Origin of the sequence: Ramlibacter sp. AN1015 (assembly GCF_037726105.1) — a bacterium.
Lineage (GTDB): Bacteria > Pseudomonadota > Gammaproteobacteria > Burkholderiales > Burkholderiaceae_C > Ramlibacter.
Genome location: NZ_JBBJUM010000013.1, coordinates 28226 through 50815 on the forward strand (window position 1 = coordinate 28226; position 22590 = coordinate 50815).

General features: G+C 69.7%; 20 protein-coding genes. 4 read left to right on the forward strand and 16 right to left on the reverse strand.

Annotation, left to right across the window (positions count from 1 at the left end; genetic code table 11):
* Window positions 1-8: 8 nt before the first annotated feature.
* From fabF to WG922_RS18080, 8 genes are all read right to left on the reverse strand, one after another.
* Complete coding sequence (gene fabF / locus WG922_RS18045; RefSeq protein ID WP_340284211.1) at window positions 9-1253, reverse strand: beta-ketoacyl-ACP synthase II; 1245 nt, start codon at window positions 1251-1253, stop codon at window positions 9-11.
* A 7-nt stretch (window positions 1254-1260) separates the two neighbouring features.
* The gene (acpP, locus tag WG922_RS18050) at window positions 1261-1500 is read right to left on the reverse strand and encodes an acyl carrier protein (RefSeq protein WP_200789322.1); all 240 of its coding nucleotides are present in this window, start codon (window positions 1498-1500) and stop codon (window positions 1261-1263) included.
* A gap of 103 nt (window positions 1501-1603) precedes the next feature.
* The gene (gene fabG / locus WG922_RS18055; protein ID WP_340284214.1) at window positions 1604-2356 is read right to left on the reverse strand and encodes a 3-oxoacyl-ACP reductase FabG; all 753 of its coding nucleotides are present in this window, start codon (window positions 2354-2356) and stop codon (window positions 1604-1606) included.
* Window positions 2353-3303 (reverse strand): ACP S-malonyltransferase, encoded by a 951-nt coding sequence (fabD, locus tag WG922_RS18060; RefSeq protein WP_340284215.1) that lies wholly within the window; start codon window positions 3301-3303, stop codon window positions 2353-2355. Before fabD ends, fabG begins: the two co-directional genes overlap by 4 nt.
* A 92-nt stretch (window positions 3304-3395) precedes the next feature.
* Window positions 3396-4373, reverse strand: coding sequence for a beta-ketoacyl-ACP synthase III (locus WG922_RS18065; protein ID WP_340284216.1), 978 nt, complete (start codon window positions 4371-4373; stop codon window positions 3396-3398).
* Between the two features lie 9 nt (window positions 4374-4382).
* A complete protein-coding gene (gene plsX / locus WG922_RS18070) occupies window positions 4383-5444 on the reverse strand; it encodes a phosphate acyltransferase PlsX (protein ID WP_340284217.1) in 1062 nt (353 codons plus the stop codon).
* Between the two features lie 136 nt (window positions 5445-5580).
* Window positions 5581-5763 carry a 50S ribosomal protein L32 gene (rpmF, locus tag WG922_RS18075; protein WP_340284218.1) on the reverse strand — a complete coding sequence of 61 codons (183 nt, stop codon included), beginning with the start codon at window positions 5761-5763 and terminating at the stop codon, window positions 5581-5583.
* A gap of 147 nt (window positions 5764-5910) precedes the next feature.
* Entirely contained in the window at window positions 5911-6462 is a 552-nt protein-coding gene (locus WG922_RS18080; RefSeq protein WP_340284219.1) for a YceD family protein, read from the reverse strand.
* Between the two features lie 25 nt (window positions 6463-6487).
* Here WG922_RS18080 and WG922_RS18085 point away from each other — a divergent pair, with 25 nt between their 5' ends.
* Both WG922_RS18085 and WG922_RS18090 read left to right on the forward strand, forming a co-directional pair.
* Window positions 6488-7084, forward strand: a complete 597-nt coding sequence (locus WG922_RS18085; protein ID WP_340284221.1) for a Maf family nucleotide pyrophosphatase — start codon at window positions 6488-6490, stop codon at window positions 7082-7084.
* Window positions 7081-7857, forward strand: a complete 777-nt coding sequence (locus WG922_RS18090; protein WP_340284222.1) for an SAM-dependent methyltransferase — start codon at window positions 7081-7083, stop codon at window positions 7855-7857. Before WG922_RS18085 ends, WG922_RS18090 begins: the two co-directional genes overlap by 4 nt.
* 12 nt (window positions 7858-7869) lie before the next feature.
* Here the strand turns inward: WG922_RS18090 and sppA are convergent, their stop codons facing one another.
* From sppA to WG922_RS18110, 4 genes are read right to left on the reverse strand one after another with little or no spacing between them, the layout of a single operon-like run.
* Window positions 7870-8862, reverse strand: coding sequence for a signal peptide peptidase SppA (sppA, locus tag WG922_RS18095; RefSeq protein ID WP_445322852.1), 993 nt, complete (start codon window positions 8860-8862; stop codon window positions 7870-7872).
* 1 nt (window position 8863) lies between these two features.
* Window positions 8864-9226 (reverse strand): Rieske (2Fe-2S) protein, encoded by a 363-nt coding sequence (locus WG922_RS18100; RefSeq protein ID WP_340284306.1) that lies wholly within the window; start codon window positions 9224-9226, stop codon window positions 8864-8866.
* A gap of 11 nt (window positions 9227-9237) precedes the next feature.
* Window positions 9238-9897, reverse strand: coding sequence for an HAD family hydrolase (locus tag WG922_RS18105; protein ID WP_340284223.1), 660 nt, complete (start codon window positions 9895-9897; stop codon window positions 9238-9240).
* On the reverse strand, window positions 9878-10891 hold the full coding sequence (locus WG922_RS18110; protein ID WP_340284224.1) for an RluA family pseudouridine synthase: 1014 nt from the start codon (window positions 10889-10891) through the stop codon (window positions 9878-9880). Before WG922_RS18110 ends, WG922_RS18105 begins: the two co-directional genes overlap by 20 nt.
* A gap of 555 nt (window positions 10892-11446) precedes the next feature.
* Between WG922_RS18110 and WG922_RS18115 the strand changes: the two genes are divergently transcribed.
* The gene (locus WG922_RS18115) at window positions 11447-14911 is read left to right on the forward strand and encodes an Rne/Rng family ribonuclease (RefSeq protein WP_340284225.1); all 3465 of its coding nucleotides are present in this window, start codon (window positions 11447-11449) and stop codon (window positions 14909-14911) included.
* Between the two features lie 630 nt (window positions 14912-15541).
* Here the strand turns inward: WG922_RS18115 and WG922_RS18120 are convergent.
* From WG922_RS18120 to hemC, 4 genes are all read right to left on the reverse strand, one after another.
* Window positions 15542-16795, reverse strand: coding sequence for a heme biosynthesis protein HemY (locus tag WG922_RS18120; protein ID WP_340284227.1), 1254 nt, complete (start codon window positions 16793-16795; stop codon window positions 15542-15544).
* 63 nt (window positions 16796-16858) lie between these two features.
* Window positions 16859-17938 carry a uroporphyrinogen-III C-methyltransferase gene (locus tag WG922_RS18125; RefSeq protein WP_340284229.1) on the reverse strand — a complete coding sequence of 360 codons (1080 nt, stop codon included), beginning with the start codon at window positions 17936-17938 and terminating at the stop codon, window positions 16859-16861.
* Window positions 17935-18702 carry a uroporphyrinogen-III synthase gene (locus WG922_RS18130; protein ID WP_340284231.1) on the reverse strand — a complete coding sequence of 256 codons (768 nt, stop codon included), beginning with the start codon at window positions 18700-18702 and terminating at the stop codon, window positions 17935-17937. Before WG922_RS18130 ends, WG922_RS18125 begins: the two co-directional genes overlap by 4 nt.
* A gap of 7 nt (window positions 18703-18709) precedes the next feature.
* Window positions 18710-19615, reverse strand: a complete 906-nt coding sequence (gene hemC, locus WG922_RS18135; protein WP_340284232.1) for a hydroxymethylbilane synthase — start codon at window positions 19613-19615, stop codon at window positions 18710-18712.
* A 133-nt stretch (window positions 19616-19748) separates the two neighbouring features.
* Here hemC and ppc point away from each other — a divergent pair, with 133 nt between their 5' ends.
* Complete coding sequence (gene ppc, locus WG922_RS18140; RefSeq protein WP_340284233.1) at window positions 19749-22568, forward strand: phosphoenolpyruvate carboxylase; 2820 nt, start codon at window positions 19749-19751, stop codon at window positions 22566-22568.
* Window positions 22569-22590: the final 22 nt, after the last annotated feature.

The window sequence follows — 22590 nt, forward strand, 5'->3', positions numbered from 1 at the left end:
GCGGTGCGTCAGACGCGCTTGAATATCAGAGACCCGTTGGTCCCACCGAAGCCGAAGTTGTTCTTCAGCGCCACATCGATCTTCAGGTCGCGCGCCGTGTTGGCGCAGTAGTCCAGGTCGCACTCGGGATCCTGGCTGAAGATGTTGATGGTCGGAGGAGACTTCTGGTGGTGCACCGCGAGTACCGTGAACACCGACTCGATGCCGCCCGCGCCACCCAGCAGGTGCCCGGTCATGGATTTGGTCGAGTTCACGACAGTCTTGTGGGCATGTTCGCCCAACGCCAGCTTGATGGCGTTGGTTTCGTTCACGTCGCCCAGCGGCGTGGACGTGCCGTGCGCGTTCACGTAATCGACCTGCTCGGCCGTCACGCCCGCATCGCGCAGCGCAGCGGCCATGGCACGACGCGGGCCATCGACGTCGGGAGCGGTCATGTGGTGCGCATCGCCGCTCATGCCGAAGCCGGCGAGCTCCGCGTAGATGCGGGCCCCGCGGGCGCGCGCGTGCTCGTACTCTTCCAGCACCAGCACGCCCCCGCCCTCGCCCAGCACGAACCCGTCACGGTCCTTGTCCCAAGGACGCGATGCCGTCTTGGGGTCGTCGTTGCGGGTGGAAAGCGCACGGGAGGCTGCGAAGCCGCCGATGCCCAGGGGCGACACGGTCGATTCGGCGCCGCCGGCGACCATGACGTCCGCATCGCCGTAGGCGATCATGCGGGCGGACATGCCGATGGCGTGCAGGCCGGTGGTACACGCGGTGACGACCGCGATGTTGGGGCCCTTGAAGCCGAAGCGCATCGAGACGTGGCCCGAGATCATGTTGATGATCGAGGCGGGCACGAAGAAGGGCGAAACACGGCGCGGGCCACGGCTGACCAGTTCGGCGTGCGTCTGTTCGATCATCGGCAGGCCGCCGATGCCCGATCCGATGTTGCAGCCGATACGGGTCGCGAGCTCCTCGCTCAGGGCATCCCCGGTGGGCAGTCCGCTGTCGGCGACCGCCTGCGCAGCTGCGGCGAGGCCGAGATGGATGAAGCGGTCCATGTGACGCGCTTCCTTCTCGGGGATGTAGGCCGCGATATCGAAGCCTTTGACCTCACCGGCGAAACGGCACGCGAAATTGGCCGCGTCGAATTGGGTGATGAAATCGATGCCGGACTGACCGGCGAGCAGTTGGGCCCAGGACTCGGCTACCGTGTTTCCCACGGGGCTGACGCAGCCCAGACCGGTTACGACAACACGGCGGCGGGACATCGATGCTTCAGGCCTTCTGGTGTGCCAGCGCGTAGTCGATGGCGTTTTGAACGGTGGTGATCTTCTCGGCGTCCTCGTCGGGGATCTCGATGCCGAACTCGTCTTCCAGCGCCATCACCAGCTCCACCGTGTCGAGAGAGTCGGCACCGAGGTCGGCCACGAAAGCCTTCTCGTTGGTTACCTGGGACTCTTCCACGCCGAGTTGCTCGGCGATGATCTTCTTGACACGTGCTTCGATATCGCTCATGGGTTCCCTCAAAGGGTTTGTGAATGAATCCGCGATTTTAGCGGGCGCAGGGCGAACTGCTCCGCGACCGCAGACGGGTGGAGGAATGGACAGGCTCTCGCCTTTATGCCATGTACATGCCACCGTTGACGTGCAACTCCTGTCCGGTCACGTAACCGGCCTCGGCAGAGGCGAGATAGGCGACGGCATGAGCCACATCTTCCGGCTTGCCTAGCTGACCGAGCGGTATTTGCGCTAGCAATGCTTGCTGCTGCGACGGCGGCAGCGCCGCGGTCATGTCGGTGGCGATGAACCCGGGCGCGACGCAGTTCACCGTAACGCCGCGGCTTCCGAGTTCGCGCGCCAGCGCCCGCGTCATGCCGGCGACGCCAGCCTTGGCCGCCGCGTAGTTGGCTTGCCCCGCGTTGCCGGATGCCCCCACCACGGAAGTGATGTTGACGATGCGTCCGTAGCGCTGCTTCATCATCGTGCGCATCACGGCGCGGCTCATCCGGAAAACCGCCTTGAGGTTGGTGTCCAGGACCGCATCCCAGTCTTCGTCCTTCAGCCGCATGGCAAGCATGTCCCGGGTGATGCCGGCGTTGTTCACGAGAACCTGCAGCCCGCCGTGCTCCTTAACCACGGAATCGACCAGCGCCTCGCAGGCGGCCGCGTCGTTGACGTCGAGGCGGGCGCCACGGCAGCCGGCGTGCTCCGCGAGCGCGGCTGTGATGCGGGCGGCGCCCTCGTCCGTCGTGGCGGTGCCGATGACGGCCATGCCCCGCCGCGCCAGCTCGACGGCGATGGACGCGCCGATGCCGCGCGAGGCTCCCGTGACAAGGGCCACGTGGCGGCCGGAGCTGGGCGTGACGCTCATTGCACGGCTCCCTTGACTTCAGCGAGGGACGCGGGGTCGAACAGCGCTGCGGCGGTGAGCTGCGGGTCGATGCGTTTGCACAGGCCGGCGAGCACTTTTCCCGGCCCGCACTCGACCACCGCCTCGGCGCCACGCGACTGCAGGGCGCGCACGCATTCGACCCATCGAACCGGACCGAAGGCCTGGCGATAGAGCGCATCGCGGATGCGGTCGGGGTCGCTCTCGACGGCCACGTCGATGTTGTTCACAACCGGAATGCGGGGCGCAGCAATGGCGGTGTCCGCAAGCCGTTCGCGCAGGCGCTCGGCCGCCGGCCGCATGAGGCTGGAGTGGAACGGGGCCGACACCGGCAGCGGCAACGCGCGCTTCGCGCCGTACGCCTTGAGCAGCTCGCACGCCTTGTCGACTGCGGCCTTGCTGCCGGCGATCACGGTCTGCGCCGGGTCGTTGAAGTTCACGGCCTCTACCGTCTCGCCGGTTGCCGCGTCGAAGCTCTCCGTGGCTTCCAGGCAGGCTTGGACCACGCGCGGCGCCTCCATCCCGAGGATGGCCGCCATCGCACCCGTGCCCACGGGAACCGCCTGCTGCATGGCCTCGGCCCGGAAGCGCACCAGCGGTGCCGCCTGCGAGAGCGTCAGAGCGCCAGCCGCGACGAGCGCGGAGTATTCGCCAAGCGAATGCCCCGCCACCACGATCGGCTCGGCCCCGCCCTCTTCCTGCCAGACACGCCAGGCGGCGACGCCCGCGACGAGCATCACCGGCTGCGTGTTGGTGGTCAGCGCCAGAGCCTCCTTGGGTCCGTCGTGAATGAGCCTGGCCAGGTCCTGGTCGAGCGCCTGCGATGCCTCCTCAAGCGTGCGACGGACGGCGGGGTGCTCACCCCAGCCGTCCAGCATGCCGACGGCCTGCGAGCCTTGACCGGGGAATACGAATGCGAACGGTCTCATGGTGATGTGCAGTTGCTTGTTTTTTTTCTGGATGTCGGTGGGACGCGACGTCGTGTGCGCCGATAGAAGCGCGCCTGGCTCCCCGACCGGGATCAGTAATCGAGCAGCACGGCGCCCCAGGTAAAGCCGCCGCCGACGCCTTCGAGCATGAGCGTGTCGCCACGTCGGACCTTGCCGCTGCGCACCGCCGCATCGAGCGCCAGTGGAATGGAGGCAGCCGAGGTATTGCCGTGCTGATCGACGGTCACCACCAGCTTGTCCATCGGCAGTTTCAGCTTCTTGGCCGTGCCCTGCATGATGCGGATGTTGGCCTGGTGCGGTATGAGCCAGTCGATGTCGGCGTCGCTGCGTCCGGCCTTCGCGAGCGTTGCGCGGGCTGCGGATTCCAGCACCCCCACGGCCAGCCGGAAAACGGCCTGGCCGTCCATGCGCAACAGCGGCTGGCCCAGCACCTGGCCTCCGCTCACCGTTCCCGGCACGCACAGGATGTTGACGTGGCGGCCGTCTGCGTGCAAGTCCGTGGCCAGGATACCCGGCATGTCGGACGCTTCCAGCACCACGGCGCCGGCGCCGTCGCCGAACAGCACACAGGTGGTCCGGTCGTCGAAGTCGAGGATGCGCGAGAACACTTCCGCTCCCACGACGAGCGCGCGCGTGGCGCCCCCGGTCTTGATCATCGAGTCGGCCACCGTGAGCGCATACACGAAGCCGCTGCAGACCGCCTGCACGTCGAACGCCGGACAGCCCGCGATGCCGAGCTTGGCCTGCAGGATGCACGCGGCCGAGGGAAACACCATGTCGGGCGTGGACGTAGCCACGATGATCAGGTCGATGTCACTGGCTGCGACGCCTGCGGCCTCCAGGGCGTGGCGGGCCGCCTCGGCTCCCAGGTCGCTGCTCGTGACCTCGGCCGCCGCGAAATGCCGGGCGCGAATGCCGGTGCGCTCCACGATCCACTCGTCGGAAGTCTCGACGCCGCGCTCGGCCAGCTGGGCCGCCAGTTCGGCGTTGGTGACGCGGCGCGGCGGCAGGTAGCTGCCGGTTCCGGCGATGCGGGAAAAACGTGTCATGAAGCTCCGTCAGCTGGCGGTCGTGGCTACGGTCGGCTGGTTGTCGCTCGCGCCGGCGGCCTCCCCCACCAGCAGCGGCCGGGCGTGGGCGATGCGCGCCTGGACCCGTTCCAGCAGTTGATTTCGGGCCGCATCATACGCGCGCTCGAGCGCCTTCCCGAAAGCGAACTCGTCGGCCGAGCCGTGGCTCTTGAACACCAGCCCGCGCAGCCCCAGCAGGGCAGCGCCGTTGTAGCGCCGGTAATCGACGCGGCGCTTGAATGCGGCGAGCACCGGCCAGGCCAGGAGCGCGGCCATGCGGGTGAGCGGGGTACGCGCGAATTCCTCCTTGAGGAAACCGCCGATCATGGCGGCCAGGCCTTCGCTGGTCTTCAGCGCGACGTTGCCCACGAAACCGTCGCACACGACGATGTCGGTGGTGCCCTTGAAGATGTCGTTGCCTTCGACGTTGCCATGGAAATTGAGGTCGCCTGCCTGGGCCGCAGCGCGCAGCAGTTCGCCCGCCCGCTTGATGACCTCGCTGCCCTTGATGATCTCCTCGCCGATATTCAGCAAACCGACGGTGGGCTGCTCCTCGTTGCGCAGGGCCGACACGAGCGCCGACCCCATCACTGCGAACTGCAGCAGGTGCTGCTCGGTGCAATCGACGTTCGCGCCGAGGTCGAGCACGGTGGTCGCGCCGCCGCGGGCATTGGGCATCGGATAGGCGATGGCCGGGCGGTCGATGCCCTCCACCGTTTTCAACAGGTAGCGCGCCAACGCCATGAGCGCACCGGTGTTGCCGGCTGACACCGCGGCGTCGGCCCTTCCCTCCTTGACCTGCAGCAGGGCCACGCGCATCGACGAATCCTTCTTGCGCCGCAGGGCGACCTCCACGGCATCGTCCATAGCGACGATTTCGCGGGCAGCGACCACGGCCGCACGTTCGTGGCGGAAGCCCTCCAGGTCTTCGGGACGCCCCACCAGCAGCAGGCGCGCATCGGGATGCGACTGAAGGAAACGACGGCAGGCAGGGAGCGTCACGCGAGGCCCGTGGTCCCCGCCCATGCAATCGACAGCCACAGTAGTCATAGGCGCAAATGTAGAGCCAAACCTGGCGCCGGCATTCCGTCAGTGCATGCCGTGGTTACCAATGACAAGGGCCCGTTCCGCGTGAGCGGGACCGGGCCCTTTCGAGGGGAAGAGCGCAACAGCCGCGCGGGCGGGCTCAGGCGTCGTTCTTGGTCTTGAGCACCTTGCGGCCACGATAGAAGCCGTTGGGGCTGATGTGGTGACGCAGGTGCGTCTCGCCGGTGTTCGGCTCGACGGCAATGCCCGGAACGGTGAGAGCATTGTGCGAGCGGTGCATGCCCCGCTTCGAGGGCGACTTCTTGTTCTGCTGGACGGCCATGGCGGTCTCCTGGAGGGTAGGTGCTGCGCCCGCGGCGCAGACACTGCAAATGGATGGTGGTGGGAAAAACGCGCCGCAACAACCCATTCAAACCGGCTGGCGTATCGCGCAAAAGCCCACGATTATAGCCCCAAGGCCAGCGGCCTTCTAGCTGTCGCTGCCGCGCCCCTTCAGCGAGCCCAGGATGGCGAAAGGGTTCTGCACGGCGGCGGCATTCTCCGACTCGTCCACGCCTTCGGTCGCAAGCCGTACCGGAACCGGGCAATGCTCGTGCCGTGGCACCAGCGGCATCTCCATGAGGATCTCGTCTTCCACAAGCGCCGGCAGGTCGAACTGCCTGCTGAGTGCGAGCAGGTCCTCCTCGGCTTCGTCGTCCTGCGCCAGAGCTGTAGCTTCGTCGGCGACGAAGCGGAAGGAACGCTGCACCGAGACCGGCGTGTCCACCGGGGTGAGGCAACGCTGGCAGGTGAGCGACAGCAGCGTGTCGGCCTCGAGGTGCAGCCAGACTTCCGGATGCACGTGCGCAGGGTTGCGCAGCTCGCCGCGGGCGTTCCAGCGGACCACATGTTCGAGGCCGCGGCCCTCGGTCTCCGAGGCGAGCCGCTCGCAACGGCCCACGCTGCTCGTACCCGACAGGTGCGCGCCGTCCTCGGCGAACGCCTGGACGTCCAGGCGCAGGGGGTTGAACTCCTTGGGCATCGGGTCAGTGTAAGAGAATCGAGCGATGCCCGAGCCCCTGCAACGCCCCCTCGTACTGGGGTCCACGTCACCCTACCGCCGCGAGCTGCTGCAGCGGCTGCGCGTGCCCTTCGAGGTTGCGGCGCCCGAAGTCGATGAGACGCCGCTGCCTGCGGAGACACCCGACGCGCTGGCGCGTCGGCTCGCCCTGGCGAAAGCCCGCGCCGTCGCCGCCCGCTTTCCCGACGCGCTGGTGATCGGCTCCGACCAGGTCGCCGACCTGGACGGGCAGCCGCTGGGCAAGCCCGGATCGCACGAGCGCGCCTGTGCGCAGCTGCGGGCGATGAGGGGGCGCGACGTGGTATTTCAGACGGCCGTCGCGGTAGTGTGCGGGGCAAGCGGCTTCGAGCGCTGCGACCTGGCAGCGGTGCGGGTGCGTTTTCGCGCGCTCTGCGATGCGGAGATCGAGCGCTACCTGATTGCCGAACAGCCCTACGACTGCGCCGGCAGCGCCAAGAGCGAGGGCCTCGGCATCGCCTTGCTGGAGGCGATCGACAATGACGACCCCACCGCCCTGGTGGGCCTGCCGCTGATCCGCACCTGCCGCATGCTGCGCGAGGCGGGACTCCGGTTGCCAGCATGAGCGGGACCGCACTGCCGCGACGCGGGCGCCTGGTGCTGGTGCCGGCGCCGCTCGACTTCGGCTGCGAACCCCAGCCCCCCATCACCGAGGTGCTCCCGGCCGGCACGCTGGCGGCCGCGGCGAGGATCACCTGCTGGATCTGCGAGAACGCCAAGACCGCGCGGGCGGTGCTCAAGCGGGTCGGGCAGGTGACGCCGCTCGCGCTGCCGCTACAGGAACAGCACATCGTCGAGCTGCCGCGGGAGGTGCACAAGAAGGGCGACACCGGCGCAAGCTTCGACGCCCGATCGCTGCTGCAGCCTGCGCTGCAGGGCAGCGATACCGGCCTGCTCAGCGAAGCCGGCATGCCTGCCGTCGCCGACCCGGGTGCGTCGGTGGTGCGCGCCGCCCACGAGCTGGGGCTGGAGGTGCTGCCGCTGGTCGGTCCATCGTCCCTGCTGCTCGCGCTTGCCGCCAGCGGGCTGAACGGACAGAACTTCGCCTTCGTCGGCTACGTGCCGCAAGAGCCGGCACAGCGGCTGCAGCGTATCCGCGCGCTCGAAGCGCTCGCCGTGCAGACGGGGCAGACGCAGCTGTTCATCGAAACGCCCTACCGCAACCAGGCGCTGCTCGCGGCCCTGCTGCAGGGGCTGCAGCCGCGCACCCGTCTTTCGGTGAGCAGCGGTCTTACGCTGGCCCAAGCGCGCACCCGCAGCGCCACGGTGAAACGGTGGCGGGAAGCGCCGGAGGCCGACGCGCCCACCGGGCCCGCCGTGTTCGCCATCGGCCCCTGACGGCGCCGCGGTTCAGCGCAGCGCCGGCACGCTGCCGAGCGCGGCGATCGCGCCCCGACCGATGGACGCGCCGAAGCGGCTCACCAGTCGCTCGGCCAGGTTGACCCTCCGCGTGTAGTCCACGACCTCTTCGGCCTTGATGACCTCGCGCGCGACGAAATCCAGGTTGCCCAGCTGATCCACCAGCCCCAGGTCGATCGCCTGCGCACCGGTCCAGAACAGGCCCGAGAAGATCTCGGGCGTTTCCTTCAGGCGCTTGCCCCGGCCGGCCTTCACCACATCGATGAACTGGCCGTGGATCTGCTTGAGCATGGTCTCCACATAGGCGCGCTCCTGGGGCGTCTGGGGGCGGAACGGATCGAGGAAGCCCTTGTGCTCACCGGCCGTGATCAGCCGTCGTTCGACGCCGAGCTTGTCGATCAGCCCGGTGAAGCCGAACCCGTCCATCAGCACGCCGATGCTGCCGACGATGCTGGCCTTGTTGACGTAGATGCGATCGGCCGCGGAGGCGATGTAATACGCGGCCGAAGCGCAGGTCTCCTCGACCACCACGTACAGCGGCTTGTCGTGCTTGGCGCGCAGGCGCCGGATCTCGTCGTTGATGATGCCTGCCTGCACCGGGCTGCCGCCGGGCGAATCGATGCGCAGCACGATTCCCTGGGCGCCGAGGTCTTCGAAGGCACTGCGCAGTGCCGCCACCACGTTCTCGGCACTGGCTTCCTCGCCCGAGGCGATCGAGCCCTTGATCTCGATCAGCGCCGTGTGCGGGAGGGCCTTGTCTACCCCACCCGGTCCACCGCGAAACAATGCCATCCAAACCAGCAGTACCGCGAACAGCAGCCACGCGAGCCGCAGGCCCACGCGCCAGCGCCGGCTCACCCGCTGCTCGTGCAGGGTGGCGAACATGAGGCGCTCTATCGTGCCCCGCTCCCATCCGGGTTCGCCCACGCCGGTGCTGCGAGGATTGGTGGGGCCTGCGTCAGCGGGCGGCGTGGGGTCGGTCATCTCAGAACTCAACAGGTTGGAGGTTGAAGGCAGTATGCCAGTGCACCACGCCATCCTGCTCACTGAGGGAGATCTTCACCAGGCCGCCGCGGCAGGGTCCGCCGGCGCAGGCGCCGCTGTCGGGTTCGTACACCGCACCGTGGGTGGCGCACAGGAGCCACCGGCCGCTGTCGTCGAAAAACCGGTCGGGCTGCCAGTCCAGTTCCATCGCGACGTGGCTGCAGCGGTTGAGGTATGCATGCGCCTGGCCGCGCCAGCGCACGGCGAAGGCGCGACATGTCTGGCCGCCGTACACCACGTCGAATGGCACGGCCCGCCCGCCCTCGATGAGGTCGCCGGCGTTGCACAGAGGCACGGCCGCCATCGCGTCGCCGTTCAGGCGTGCTCCAGCAGCCATTGGTGCAGATCGCGCACCGAATGGGCGACGTAGCACGGCTCGAGGGCATGGAACCCGTCGATCTCGTGCGCTCCGTAGCTCACGCCGATGCTGGCGCAGCCCGCGTTGCGGGCCATCTGCAGGTCGTGCGTGGTGTCGCCGATCATCAGCGTGCGCTCGGGCGGGACACCGAACGCATCCATCAGCTCCTGCAACATCCGCGGGTGTGGCTTGCCCGCGGTTTCGTCGGCGGTGCGAGACGCATCGAACAGGCCCTTCAACTCGACCGCGTGCAGCACCTCGTCGAGGCCCCGACGCGACTTGCCCGTGGCCACCGCGAGTCGGTGGTGGCGCGCCCGCAGATCGTGCAGGAGCGGCAACACGCCATCGAAAAGGCTCAGGTCGTCATGGTGGTCGGCGTAGTGGCGGCGGTAGCGTGCACCCAGCTCGGCGTAGCGCTGCGGATCGACATCGGGCGCGGCGTGGGCCAATGCCTGGGGAAGGCTCATGCCGATGACCCAGGAGGCGGCCTCGGCAGTGGGCATGCGCCCGCCGACATCGACCACCGCCCGCTGGATGCAGCGCACGATGATCTGGGTGGAGTCGAAGAGCGTGCCGTCCCAGTCGAAGGCAATCAGGTCAAACCGGCGCGGGCGCATGGGCGTTGGAAGGCGGGGCGAACACGTGAAGCTCGGGGGGCAGCGGCGCCAGCAGTTCGATGCGCTCGCCGCTGGCGGGGTGCGTGAACTGTAACCGCCATGCGTGCAGAAACATGCGCCTGAGCCCGTGCCTCTGCAGCGTGCGGTTCAGCTCGAAATCTCCATACTTGTCGTCGCCCAGGATCGGGTGGCCCTGCGAGGCGAGGTGCACGCGGATCTGGTGGGTGCGGCCGGTCTTGATGGTGACGCGCAGCAGGCTGGCCACGATGCCGGCAGCGTGCGGCAACGGCAGCGCGCGGTCTACCTGCACCAGGGTGATGGAGCGCATGCCGTCGGGGTCGTCCTTGCCCACCACCCTCACCCGCCGCTCGCCGTCGGCCTGCAGGTACTTGTGCAGCGGCTGGTCTATGACCTTGCGCGAGGCCGGCCACGCCCCGCGCACCAGGGCAAGATAGGTCTTGCCGGTTTCGCGGTCCCGGAACTGGTCCTGCAGCCCCGTGAGCGCAGAGCGGCGCTTGGCCACCAGCAGCAGGCCCGAGGTCTCGCGGTCCAGTCGATGCACGAGCTCGAGAAAACGCGCCTGCGGCCTCGCCTGGCGCAGCTGCTCGATGACGCCGAAGCTCACGCCGCTGCCGCCGTGCACCGCCACGCCGGCGGGCTTGTCGATCGCGATCACGTGATCGTCCTCGAACAACACGGGGAATTCGCGCGCGGGCGCCGGCCGCTCCGTCTTTTGCAAGGCCGCCTCGGAGGTGCGCACCGGAGGCACCCGCACCACGTCGCCGGCCTGCACGCGGGTGTCGGCGGCGGCGCGACCCTTGTTCACGCGGACTTCGCCGCTGCGGATGATGCGGTAGACGTGCGTCTTGGGAACCCCCTTGAGGTGCCGCATCAGGAAGTTGTCGAGGCGCTGTCCGGCGGATTCTTCATCCACGTGGAGGCTGCGGACTTCCGCGGAATTCGGCAGTCCGGCGCCCCCTATAATCTGTTTCACTGGCGCACTGCCCGTAAGTGGTTGATTTTCTTTGGAGTTTATTCCACCACCACTGCGGCTGGGGCGACAGATGGTCGATGCCAACGATGTCCGCCGCGCGTGGGAGAGCCGCAAGCCGAAGGTTTGCAGTGGCCCACCGGGACACCGGAGCTGGTACGACTTCGAAGCACCGATACGGAATACAAGCCTGGCAGCGGCAGTTTGCTGGCAGGCGGATTGACGCGAGACAACCACCTGTGCTGATGGCGATGTTGCAACTCCTGTGGCCCGGGCTCATGCGCCCGGACACCGGCACGCCCTCGCCCGCAGCCCGCGCCACGCGCGCGGGACCTGCCTCACCTGCCGCCGCCTGCGCGGCAGGGCATCAGGGGCGCCCACCCGGCCGCCATCCACTCGCACCCATCCACGCGCCCCGGCCCATCCCGTCGAGATCGCTCTCGGCCGGAGCAGCCACCTAGGCAATTCCCTTCGCTTCGAAGCCGCGCCCGGCATCGTGATCCGCGGTCCTCAGGGACCGGGGGTCGTTTCGATGTTTGACAACAAGAAGGTGACGCGATGAAGCGGATGCTGATCAATGCCACGCAGGCCGAAGAGCGCCGGCTGGCCATCGTCGATGGACAAAAGCTCCTCGACTACGAAATCGAGATCGAAGGGCGCGAGCAGCGCAAGGGCAACATCTACAAGGCGGTGGTCACGCGCGTCGAGCCCAGCCTCGAGGCCTGTTTCGTCGATTACGGCGAAGACCGCCACGGCTTCCTGCCGTTCAAGGAAATCTCCCGCCAGTACTTCCATCAGGGCGTGCCGGTGTCCCAGGCGCGCATCAACGACGTCATCAAGGAAGGCCAGGAACTGCTGGTCCAGGTCGAGAAGGAAGAGCGCGGCAACAAGGGCGCGGCGCTGACCACTTTCGTGTCGCTGGCCGGGCGCTATGTGGTGCTGATGCCCAACAACCCGCGCGGCGGTGGCGTCAGCCGCCGCATCGAGGGCGACGACCGGGCCGAGCTCAAGGAGGCGATGGACCAGTTGGAGTATCCCAACGGCATGTCCATCATCGCGCGCACGGCCGGCATCGGCCGCAGCGCCCCCGAACTGCAGTGGGATCTGAACTACCTGCTCAAGCTCTGGAACGCCATCGACGGCGCTGCCAAGGGGGGCAAGGGCGCCTTCCTCATCTACCAGGAATCCTCCCTGGTGATCCGCGCGATCCGTGACTACTTCAATCACGACATCGGCGACATCCTCATCGATACCGACGACATCTACGAGCAGGCCCAGCAGTTCATGGCCCACGTGATGCCGGAGCACGCGGCGCGGGTCAAGCGCTACCGCGATGATGCGCCGCTGTTCAGCCGCTTCCAGATCGAGCACCAGATCGAGTCGGCCTATGCCCGCGAGGTCAAGCTCCCCTCGGGCGGCGTGATCGTGATCGACCACACGGAAGCACTGGTCTCCATCGACGTCAACTCGGCGCGCGCCATCAAGGGCGGCGACATCGAAGAGACCGCCACCCGTACCAACCTGGAAGCCGCCGATGAGGTGGCCCGCCAGATGCGCCTGCGCGACCTGGGCGGCCTGATCGTGATCGACTTCATCGACATGGAGGAGTCGAAGAACCGGCGCGAAGTCGAGAACCGGCTGCGCGACGCCCTGCGCCAGGACCGCGCCCGCGTCCAGTTCGGCACCATCAGCAAGTTCGGCCTGATGGAGATGAGCCGCCAGCGGCTGCGCCCGGCACTGTCCGAAGGCGCGTCCATCCCCTGCCCGCGCTGCGGCGGCCACGGCCACATCCGGGACACCGAGAGTTCGGCGCTCCAGATTCTGCGGATCATCCAGGAAGAGTCCATGAAGGACAGCACGGCCGCCGTGCATGTGCAGGTCCCCGTGGAGGTGGCCTCGTTCCTGCTGAACGAAAAGCGCACCGAGATCGCGAAGATCGAGCTCAAGCAGCGCATCAGCGTGATCATGATTCCCAACAAGTCGCTGGACACGCCGCACTACAAGCTCGAGCGGCTCAAGCACGACGACCCGCGCCTGGACAGTCTGGCGGCCAGCTACCACATGGCCGTCGAAGTGGAAGACCCCACCACCGTCACGCGCCGCTCGCAGGAGCGCACCAACCGCCAGGAGCCGGTGATCAAGGGCGTGCTGCCGGACGCGCCGGCCCCGATCGCGCCGCCGCGCCCCGAACCGGCCGTCCGCCCCGCCGCGCCCGCCGCGCCCGCCGCGAGCCGCGCGCCCGCTGCAGCGCCGGCTCATGCGGCGGCACCGGCCGAGCACGGCTTCATGGGTTGGCTCAAGTCCGTCTTCAGCGCCATCGCGCCGCCACCCGTGGCCGCACCCGCCCCTGCGGCGGCCTCCACCTCGGGCGGCCAGCGCGAGGAGAAGCGAGAGTCGTCCCACGGTGAGCGTGGCGAGCGCGGTGAACGTAGCGAGCGAGGCCGCGGCCGAGGACGCGGCCGCGGAGAAGGCCGCGGAGAAGGCCGCGGAGAAGGCCGCGGAGAAGGCCGCAGCGCCGACCGTGGCGCCACGAACGCCGAAGCGGTCGAGGGCGCACGGCCGGAGGGCCGCGGTCGCAGCCGCACCGGCGAGCGCACCGACCGCGAAGGCCGTGAGCCGCGCGAGGGCCGCGAAGCACGTGAAGGCCGCGAGCCGCGTGAAGGTCGCGAAGCACGTGAAGGCCGCGATCCGCGTGAAGGTCGCGAAGCACGCGAGGGCCGTGAGCCGCGCGAAGCACGCGAGGGCCGTGAGCCGCGTGAAGGTCGCGAAGCACGCGAAGGTCGCGAACCGCGTGAAGGTCGCGAAGCACGCGAAGGTCGCGAACCGCGTGAAGGTCGCGAAGCACGCGAGGGTCGCGAACCGCGTGAAGGTCGTGAAGCACGCGAAGGCCGCGAGCCACGCGAAGGCCGTGAGCCACGCGAAGGCCGTGAGCCACGCGAAGGCCGTGAGCCACGCGAAGGCCGTGAGCCACGCGAAAGCGTCGAGGCGCGCGAACCCCGCCAGCCGCGTGAAGAACGCGAAATGCGTGAACCGCGCGAGCCGCGAGAGAGCGGCGAACCGCGCGAACTTCGCGAAGCACGGGCGCCTCGTGAGCCGCGTGAGCCGCGTGAGCCGCGTGAGCGCGCAGAGTCCGGCGTTCAGGCGCTCGGCGGCGGAGAGCTGGCCGAAGGCGTCAACGCCGAATTGGCCGCGTCCGGTGAACGGGACGCGGCGCGTGGCGAACGCACTCCCCGAGGCGAAGGCCGGCGCGAGCGGGGCGAGGGTCGCCGCGGACGTGGCGCAGAGCGCATGCGTGAGCATGCGGCAGACGGCAGCGATGCTTCGCTCTCGCCCCAGGACGCAGCGGGCGCAAGTTCGCCCGAGACGACCCTGATCCAGGCCGAGGTGGAGCTGGTCGCGGGCATCGAACCGCCGTCGCCCGAAGCGCCGGACGCCGCGCAGGCCGGTGAGCCGCGCCGCCGTTCGCGCGATCGCTACGGCCGCGACCGGCGCGAACGGGGCGATCGCCCCGCGCGCGAGGATGCGCCCGCTGAAGCAGACGACGCCAGCGCCATCGCCGGTGTCGTGACTCCCGACACCGTGGTGGAGATCGAAGTCGAACCGCGACGCCCGCGTTATGCGACTGGCTTCGTGTCTGAAGACGCTGCCGCCCCGACGCGGATCGAACCGGCCGCCGCGCCGGCCCCCACCGCGGCAGCGCCTGCCGCGCGAACGGCCACAACGCCCGAATCCGCCAAGGCACCCGCTCAAGCAGCGCGGCTGCCGCAAGTGCAGCCCTATGAGCTGCCGGTGGAGCAGCTGGTCGCCGTCGCGCAGGGAACGGGCCTGCAGTGGGTCAACTCCGATGCCCAGAAGATCGCGGCGACCCAGGCGGCCATCGCCGCCGAACCGGCGCCGGTGCATGTGCCGCGCGAGCGGCCGGCGCCCGTCGTGATCGACGAAGGCCCGCTGGTGCTGGTGGAAACCCGCCGCGACCTGCGGCAGATGCAGCAGCCGTTCTCGACCGACGCCTCCGGCGGCTGATCGGCACCGGCAGAGCCATGAGCCCGGCCGCCACTGGTCGGGCCCCTCCCCCTCCACCAGCCCCTGGCGCTTCGTCGCCAGGGGCTGGTCTTCTTGGGGCTCCACGGCAGCGGCCCGACGTGGCTGTCAACGGCATCTGCACGCCGGCTCGCAGCTCTCGCTCCAGAGTTTTCGCAGGTTCGTGTTTTTGCGGCGGCCGGCTGCAACGCCCGCCTTGCATCGGCGCGGCGGCACGAGGAGGGGCGTTGCACCGCAAGAACGTCAGGGCCACCGGACGAATGTCCTGCGCCGAAGCTCCGAAGCGAGAGGGGACGCAAAGCCGCCACTCGCGCCCTGCCTCGCCGCATCGCGGCGCGAAGACACTCCCTGACCCTCTCCTTTTCGCCGTCGTGCTCCGGTCACCCGGGGTGACGCGCTCGAGCAGTCAGGCAGTCACAGTCACGCAGCGCAGTCGCGCAATCGGGCAATCGGGCAATCGGGCAATCCGGCAATCCGGCAATCCGGCAGCAGGCAGCAGGCAGCAGGCAGCAGGCAGCAGGCAGCAGGTTGCCATCAGCGGGAGGTCAGGACCACAGGCGCTCACGCAGCCACGCAGCGGGCAGCAGGTGCCAGCAGCGGGCCGTCAGGTGCTCACGCGCTCGCCGCGCGCTTCCATGCCTGGGCGGCAGTGGTCGTGTCGCCGCGGTCCTCGGCCAGCGCGGCGAGTGCGCGCCAGGCCTGCCGGTGCATCTGCGCGTCCTGCAGCCCGAGTGCCGACTGGGTCAGGAGCTGCTGGGCCTTGCCCCACAGCTGGCGCTTCATGCAGGCCATGCCGGCGAGGTACTGCAGCACCGGCTCGGCGGGCAGCGCGCGCTGGGCCGCCTCGAAGCGGGCAAGCCAGGCGGCGTCGATCGAATCCAGCCCGAGCTCCAGCGCCCGTACCAGCCGCACCCGCAGCGGCTGCGCAAGGTTCTCATACTGCTCCCAGGCAGGCAGCAGCCACAGCCGCGCCAGTTCGGCGTCGCCGCCCAGCGCCATCAGCCTCTGGGCTGCGTGAACTGCCAGCTCGGGCATGCGCCGCTCGGCGGCGTCCAGCGAGGTCCACGCGCGCTGAAGCTGTGCGAGGTCGTGGGCGCCATTGAGCAGGTCGGTCGCGAGCCCGCGCACGATGCTCTCCGAGGCCGCGGGCGAGAAGGCGCGGTGCTTGGCCAGCAAGCGCGCTGTCTCCAGTGCCTCTTCGGTCTGGCCCTCCAGGCGCGCGGCCTTGAGCTTCATGCGCAGCGCCAGGGTGCGTCGCGCCGCACCCTGCGGGAGTTCTCGCAGCCAGGCGTTCGCCGCCTGGGCATCACGCTCGTCCAGTGCCCAGCGCGCCGCCCGCATCAGGGTGCCTTCGTGCATCGCCTGCGCATCCCGTGCGCGTGCCTGCTCGAGCGCCCGCTGCAGGTGGTGGTCGCGCGCACTGCGGTCCTGCAGCGCCTGCGCGCTCTCGGCGGCCAGCACATGCGAGAGCGCACGCAGTTGCCCCGCGTGCGGGAGGCGCTCGCCCGAGCCCTGCAACGACTCCTCTTGCGTCAGCGCCGCCTCGGCGGCCTTGCGCGCGCGCAGGAAGCGGCCCGCCATGAGGTGCGCGATGGCATCGACCAGCAGGGCGTGCACCGCCCGCTCCTTCTGCTGGTTGCGCCAGCGCAGGGCCTGGCGTGGCAGTTCGAACAGCGCCGCCAGCGCGCGCAGCACCGCATACAGGAAGACGAAGGCGGCCAGCAGCAGCAAGAGCACCAGATTCAGGGACAGGTCGATGCGCCAGGGCGGCCAGAACAGGGTCACGGTGCCCTGGTTGTTGCCCGCGAACAGCGCCACCGCCACAGCGACGCCGAACAAGGCCAGAAGCCAGAGTGCGGCGCGCATCAGCAGAGGCTCCGGGTGCAATGGCGGGCGGTCACGGAAGAAGCTCGGTTGCGCATCGCGTCCTCACCTCCCTGCGGCAGTGGCATCGAGCAGCGCCAGCGTGTCGTCGATGCGGGGCGTCTCCACGTCCCGCAACTGCGCCTGCAGCTGCTGCAGGCTGGTGGTCATGGCCTGCGTGCGCCGCCCGCTGTCGAAATAGCGGGCGATCGCCGACTGCGCCGCCGCGAGGTCGGCACGGGCCAGCTCGGTCTGGCGCGCCAGAACCGACAAGCGCGCATTGAGCAGCTTGAGCTTGACGTTCTCGCGCAGGAAGAACCCCTGCTCGGGCGACAGCAGCGCCGCGTCGGGCTCGTCGATGCGGCTCACGCGCAGCAGCCCCCGCGCCTCTTCGCGCACCACGTCCACCGCCCGCAACCACCAGGACTGGGGCGGCCCCGCGTCGCCGCTGCGCCCGCGCGCCAGAGCCGCCGGCCCCACTGCGTTGGCCACCGGAAGTTCATCGACCATGCGCGCGAGTTCGTCGATGCGCACCAGCACCCCCGGAACGTTCCCGACTGCGGCCGACCTGATGCGCTCGATGTCCCGCTGAATGGCGCTGCGCACCCGCGACAGGCGGGGCTGGGCGGCCCGTTCCAGGCGGCGGTCGGCGGCCCGCAGCGCGGCGAGCAGCGGCTCGGGGCTGAGCGTGAGCTGGCTTTGCTGCTGCGCCAGCCGCAGGGCGGATTCGAGATCGACGACCAGGTTCTCGTCGCGCGAGCGCGAGAGGCTTTGCATCAATTCGTCGAGCTGGTTGCGCTGCAGGGCGACGTCGCTCAGTCGCGTGTCGGTGACGGCCTGGCGGGCGGCGGTCTGGCGCGCCAGCTCCTGCGCCTCGCGGGCCAGCGCCCGTGCCTCGATGGCCTGCGCACCCGAATCGGCGCTCTGCCGGGCGAGCTGTTCCTGGATGTGGCCGAGTCGCTGCCACAGGACCAGACTGGCCGTGAGCGCCAGGCCAGTGAGCACCAGCAGAGCGACCAGCGTGTTGCGCGCCATCCGCGCACTGATGTCGCGACCGGCGGCTTCAGAAGCCGCCGGCGCTGCGTCTGCCGCGTGCACGGGCGTCGCGGCGGAATCGGGCTGGTCGCCGGAGGAGGAAACGGTCATGCCCCGGATTGTAGGAAGCCGAGCAGCGGCTCGATGCCCGGGCGCACTTCCACGACGCGCGCAAAGCCTGCGGAAGCCGCCGCCTCGGCGATCCGCGGGTGCGTGGCCAGCGCCCGGCCCTGCGACCAGTCGTGCCCGGGCAACAAGGCTTGCAGGTTGCGCACCGCCTCGGAGCTGCTGAAGATCCACCACGCGCCACCGGCATTGCAGGCGCGGGCGCGCTGCGCCGCGTCCCAGGATGGCAGCAGCCGCTGGTAGGCGGCCACCGCGTTCACCTCGGCGCCGGCCGACGCGAGCCGTTCGGCGAGCCAGTCACGCCCCGCGGGCCGCCCCTGCGCGTCGGCGCCGCGCACCAGCAGCACCGTACTTCTCGCCGACAGGTCCGCATGCACGCGCTGCCACAGCGCCTCGGAGTCGAAGCGGGGCGCGTCGTCCTCCGGCGCCTCGATGCACGCGGGTGGCACGCCGGCGTCCAGCAAGGCCGCACGGGTGCCCGGACCGGTCGCCCAGGCCTGCACCCCCGGCGGCCACGCCAGCCCGCCTTCGAAAAATCCCTGCACCGCATGCGCGCTGACGAACATCGCGGCGTGGCGGGTGTGCAGCCCGGCGCGGGCCTGCGCCAGGGCCGCCAGATCCGGCGCCGCGGCGATAGCGATCAGCGGCAGGGCCTCGGCCGCCACACCGGCGGCGCGCAGCGCCGCTACCCACTGCTGCGCCTGCCGCGCGGGCCGGGTCACCAGCACGGCGGGGGGAGCGCCGTCCATGGCCGTCCTAGTGCGCGCCGCCGGCGCGCAGCTGCGCCACCACCGCATTGCCCAGCGCGGCGGCCTCCGCGAGGGTGGCGACCGGCGCACCGGCCGCCGCGCGCACCAGGTGCCCGGCACGCTCCGGATCGCCCCACGCGGCGCGCAGATGCAGGTCGCCGGCATCGGTGAAGGTGGCAAATGCGGCCAGCGGCATCGAGCAACTGCCACCCATCGCACGGCTCACCGCACGCTCGGCGGCGCAGGCGAGCCAGGTCGGCTTGTGCGCGAGCGGCGCCACCGCGTCCAGCACCTCGCTGCGCTCTCCGCGCACTTCGATGCCCAGGGCGCCCTGTCCGGCCGCGGGCAGCATGTCGTCGGGGGAGAAAACGCACCGGATGCGCGATGCGAGTCCCAGCCGCTTCAGGCCCGCCGCCGCCAGCACGATGGCCTCGTACTGGCCGTCGTCGAGTTTGCGCAGGCGCGTGTCGAGGTTGCCGCGCAGCGGCTCGATGCGCAGGTCCGGCCGCAGCGCGCGCAGCAGCACCACGCGGCGCAGGCTGGAGGTGCCCACCACGCTGCCGGGCGGCAGGTCGCGCAACTGGGCGAAGCGGTTGGACACGAACGCGTCACGGGGGTCTTCGCGCTCCATCACGGCGGCAAGACCGAAGCCCTCGGGAAGGTCCATGGGCACGTCCTTGAGCGAGTGCACCGCCAGGTCGGCACGGCCCTCTTCGAGCGCGACCTCGAGCTCCTTGACGAACAGCCCCTTGCCGCCGACCTTGCTGAGGCTGCGGTCCAGGATCTGGTCGCCCCGGGTGGTCATGCCCAGCAGTCCGACCTGGTGGCCGGCGGCCTGCAGCAGGCGCTGCACGTGTTCGGCCTGCCATAGCGCCAGGCGGCTCTCGCGCGTGGCGATCACGAGCTTGCTCACGTTGAAAAACCTGTTCGTAGGGGGAGTCGCCGGCGCCGTGGTCGGCTGCGGGCGGAGTCCCGAGAGGGAGGGAAAGGCGGCGATGCTAGCATGCGACCTGCCGAAAATTTAAGCACATCCGAGGAGCTTCCCCATGCCCGCCAGCCCGTCGTCCACCGCTGCGCCCGCCACCCCCGCGCGCAAGGCACGCGACAACGAGAAGCCGCTGGTCGAAGACATCCGGTTGCTGGGCCGCATCCTCGGAGACGTGATCCGCGTGCAGGAGGGCGAGGCGGCCTTCGATCTCGTCGAGCGCATCCGCAAACTCTCCGTGGCGTTTCGCCGCGACGCCGACCAGGAGGCCGACCGCGCGCTCAAGAGCCTTCTCAAATCGTTGACCGGCGACCAGGCCGTGAGCGTGATCCGCGCCTTCACGTATTTCAGCCACCTGGCCAACCTGGCGGAGGACCGGCACCACATCCGCCGCCGCGTGATCCACGAGCGCGCAGGCGACAGCCACGAGGGCAGCATCGAAGTGGCGCTCGCGCGCCTGCGCTGGGCCGGCATCGCGCCGCGCGCGGTGGCACAGGCGCTGGCGCACAGCTATATCTCGCCGGTGCTCACCGCGCACCCGACCGAGGTGCAGCGCAAGAGCATCCTCGACGCCGAACGCGTGATCGCGCGACTCCTGACGGAGCGCGATGAAGTCAAGGCGCGGGCACTGCCCAAGGACGCCCTCGCGCCGCGCGAGCTGGCCGCAAACGAGGCGCAGATCCGCGCCCGCGTCATGCAGCTGTGGCAGACGCGGCTGCTGCGCTTCAGCAAGCTCACGGTGGCCGACGAGATCGAGAACGCCCTCTCCTACTATGAAGCGACCTTCCTGCGCGAGATCCCTCGGCTCTACGCCGACCTCGAACGCGATCTCGGGCAGCCGCGCCTCGCCAGCTTCCTTCGCATGGGCATGTGGATCGGCGGCGACCGCGACGGCAATCCCAACGTCGGGGTCGATACGCTCGAATACGCGCTGCGCCGCCAGGCCGAGGTGGCGCTGCGCCACTACCTGACCGAAGTGCATCTGTTGGGCGGCGAGCTGTCGCTGTCGGCCATGCTGGTGCCGGTCTCGCCGGCCATGCAGGCACTGGCCGACGCCTCGCCCGATCAGAGCGAGCACCGGCGCGACGAACCCTATCGCCGCGCGCTGGCCGCCATGTACGCGCGGCTCGCGGCGACGCTGAAGACGCTCACCGGCGGCGACGCCGCGCGGCACGCACTGGCACCGCAAAACGCCTATGCCGGCGCCGGCGAATTCCTCGCCGACCTGGAGGTGGTCCGCGCCTCGCTGCTCGCCAACCACGGCGAGGCCATCGTGGCGCAGCGGCTCGGTGCGCTCATGCGGGCGGTCGAGGTGTTCGGCTTCCATCTCGCCACCATGGACCTGCGCCAGAGCTCGGACCAGCACGAGGCGGTGGTGGCCGAGCTGCTGGCCCGCGCGCGCATCGAGGCCGACTACGCGGCCCTGCCGGAGGCGCAACGGCGCACGCTGCTGATGCGCCTGCTGTGCGACGCCCGCCCGCTGCGGGTGATCGGCGCCGAGTACTCCGAGCACGCCATGCGCGAAATCGGGGTTTTCGAGTCCGCCCTGCGCCTGCGACTGCGCTTCGGGGCCCAGGCGATCCGCCACTACATCATCAGCCACACCGAGTCGGTGAGCGACCTGCTGGAAGTGCTGCTGCTGCAGAAGGAAGTTGGCCTCATGACGGGCACGCTGGACGACCGTGCCGTCGCGCAGCTGATCGTGGTGCCGCTGTTCGAGACCATCGAGGACCTGCGCAGCGCCGCGCCGATCATGCGCGAGTTCTATGCGCTCCCGGGCATCGCCCGCATGGTGCAGCGCTCGGGCGCCGAGCAGGACATCATGCTCGGCTACAGCGACAGCAACAAGGACGGCGGCATCTTCACCAGCAACTGGGAGCTGTACCGCGCCGAAATCGCCCTGGTCGAACTCTTCGACGAGCTGGCCAACGGCCACGCCATCCGGCTGCGCATGTTCCATGGCCGCGGCGGCACCGTCGGCCGGGGCGGCGGCCCGAGCTACGAGGCCATCCTGGCGCAGCCCCCCGGCACCGTGCGCGGCCAGATCCGGCTCACCGAACAGGGCGAGGTGATCGGCTCCAAGTACGCCAACCCCGAGATCGGGCGGCGCAACCTCGAGACCCTGGTGGCCGCGACGCTGGAGGCGACCCTGCTGCAGCCCACCAAGCCGGCGCCCAGGGCCTTCATCGACGCGGCCGAAGCGCTGTCGCAGGCCGGCATGCGCGCCTACCGCGCGCTGATCTACGAGACGCCGGGCTTCACCGACTACTTCTACGGCGCCACCCCGATCCGTGAGATCGCGGGTTTGAACATCGGCTCGCGGCCGGCCTCGCGCAAGGCCAGCCAGCGCATCGAAGACCTGCGCGCCATTCCCTGGAGCTTCAGCTGGGGCCAGTGCCGCCTGACCCTGCCCGGCTGGTACGGATTCGGTTCGGCCGTGGAAGCCTTTCTCGCCGGGCCGCAGCCGCGCAAGGAGGCCCTGGCGCTGCTGCAGAAGATGGTGCGCCACTGGCCGTTCTTCCGCACCCTGCTGTCGAACATCGACATGGTGCTGGCCAAGAGCGACCTTGCGCTCGCCTCGCGCTACGGCGAGCTGGTGCCCGATGCACGGTTGCGCAAGCGGGTCTTCGCTTCGATCGAGGCCGAGTGGCAGCGCACGGTGGACGCGCTGCAGCTGATCACCGGCGAGAAGCAGCGCCTGGCAGGCAACCCCGCCTTGCAGCGCTCGATCCGGCACCGCTTTCCCTACATCGACCCGCTGCACCACCTGCAGGTGGAGCTGGTGCGCCGCCATCGCGAGGGCCGCAGCGACGACCGCGTGCAGCGCGGCATACACATGTCGATCAACGGCATCGCCGCGGGGCTGCGCAACACCGGGTGAGGTCACGCGCCGGCGACGGCCG

Bases quoted from the DNA above. Each gene is read 5' to 3' on its own strand.
- fabF (WP_340284211.1), bottom strand. From the start codon at position 1,253: ATGTCCCGCCGCCGTGTTGTCGTAACCGGTCTGGGCTGCGTCAGCCCC.
- acpP (WP_200789322.1), bottom strand. From the start codon at position 1,500: ATGAGCGATATCGAAGCACGTGTCAAGAAGATCATCGCCGAGCAACTC.
- fabG (WP_340284214.1), bottom strand. From the start codon at position 2,356: ATGAGCGTCACGCCCAGCTCCGGCCGCCACGTGGCCCTTGTCACGGGA.
- fabD (WP_340284215.1), bottom strand. From the start codon at position 3,303: ATGAGACCGTTCGCATTCGTATTCCCCGGTCAAGGCTCGCAGGCCGTC.
- WG922_RS18065 (WP_340284216.1), bottom strand. From the start codon at position 4,373: ATGACACGTTTTTCCCGCATCGCCGGAACCGGCAGCTACCTGCCGCCG.
- plsX (WP_340284217.1), bottom strand. From the start codon at position 5,444: ATGACTACTGTGGCTGTCGATTGCATGGGCGGGGACCACGGGCCTCGC.
- rpmF (WP_340284218.1), bottom strand. From the start codon at position 5,763: ATGGCCGTCCAGCAGAACAAGAAGTCGCCCTCGAAGCGGGGCATGCAC.
- WG922_RS18080 (WP_340284219.1), bottom strand. From the start codon at position 6,462: ATGCCCAAGGAGTTCAACCCCCTGCGCCTGGACGTCCAGGCGTTCGCC.
- WG922_RS18085 (WP_340284221.1), top strand. From the start codon at position 6,488: ATGCCCGAGCCCCTGCAACGCCCCCTCGTACTGGGGTCCACGTCACCC.
- WG922_RS18090 (WP_340284222.1), top strand. From the start codon at position 7,081: ATGAGCGGGACCGCACTGCCGCGACGCGGGCGCCTGGTGCTGGTGCCG.
- sppA (WP_445322852.1), bottom strand. From the start codon at position 8,862: ATGACCGACCCCACGCCGCCCGCTGACGCAGGCCCCACCAATCCTCGC.
- WG922_RS18100 (WP_340284306.1), bottom strand. From the start codon at position 9,226: ATGGCGGCCGTGCCTCTGTGCAACGCCGGCGACCTCATCGAGGGCGGG.
- WG922_RS18105 (WP_340284223.1), bottom strand. From the start codon at position 9,897: ATGCGCCCGCGCCGGTTTGACCTGATTGCCTTCGACTGGGACGGCACG.
- WG922_RS18115 (WP_340284225.1), top strand. From the start codon at position 11,447: ATGAAGCGGATGCTGATCAATGCCACGCAGGCCGAAGAGCGCCGGCTG.
- WG922_RS18120 (WP_340284227.1), bottom strand. From the start codon at position 16,795: ATGCGCGCCGCACTCTGGCTTCTGGCCTTGTTCGGCGTCGCTGTGGCG.
- WG922_RS18125 (WP_340284229.1), bottom strand. From the start codon at position 17,938: ATGACCGTTTCCTCCTCCGGCGACCAGCCCGATTCCGCCGCGACGCCC.
- WG922_RS18130 (WP_340284231.1), bottom strand. From the start codon at position 18,702: ATGGACGGCGCTCCCCCCGCCGTGCTGGTGACCCGGCCCGCGCGGCAG.
- ppc (WP_340284233.1), top strand. From the start codon at position 19,749: ATGCCCGCCAGCCCGTCGTCCACCGCTGCGCCCGCCACCCCCGCGCGC.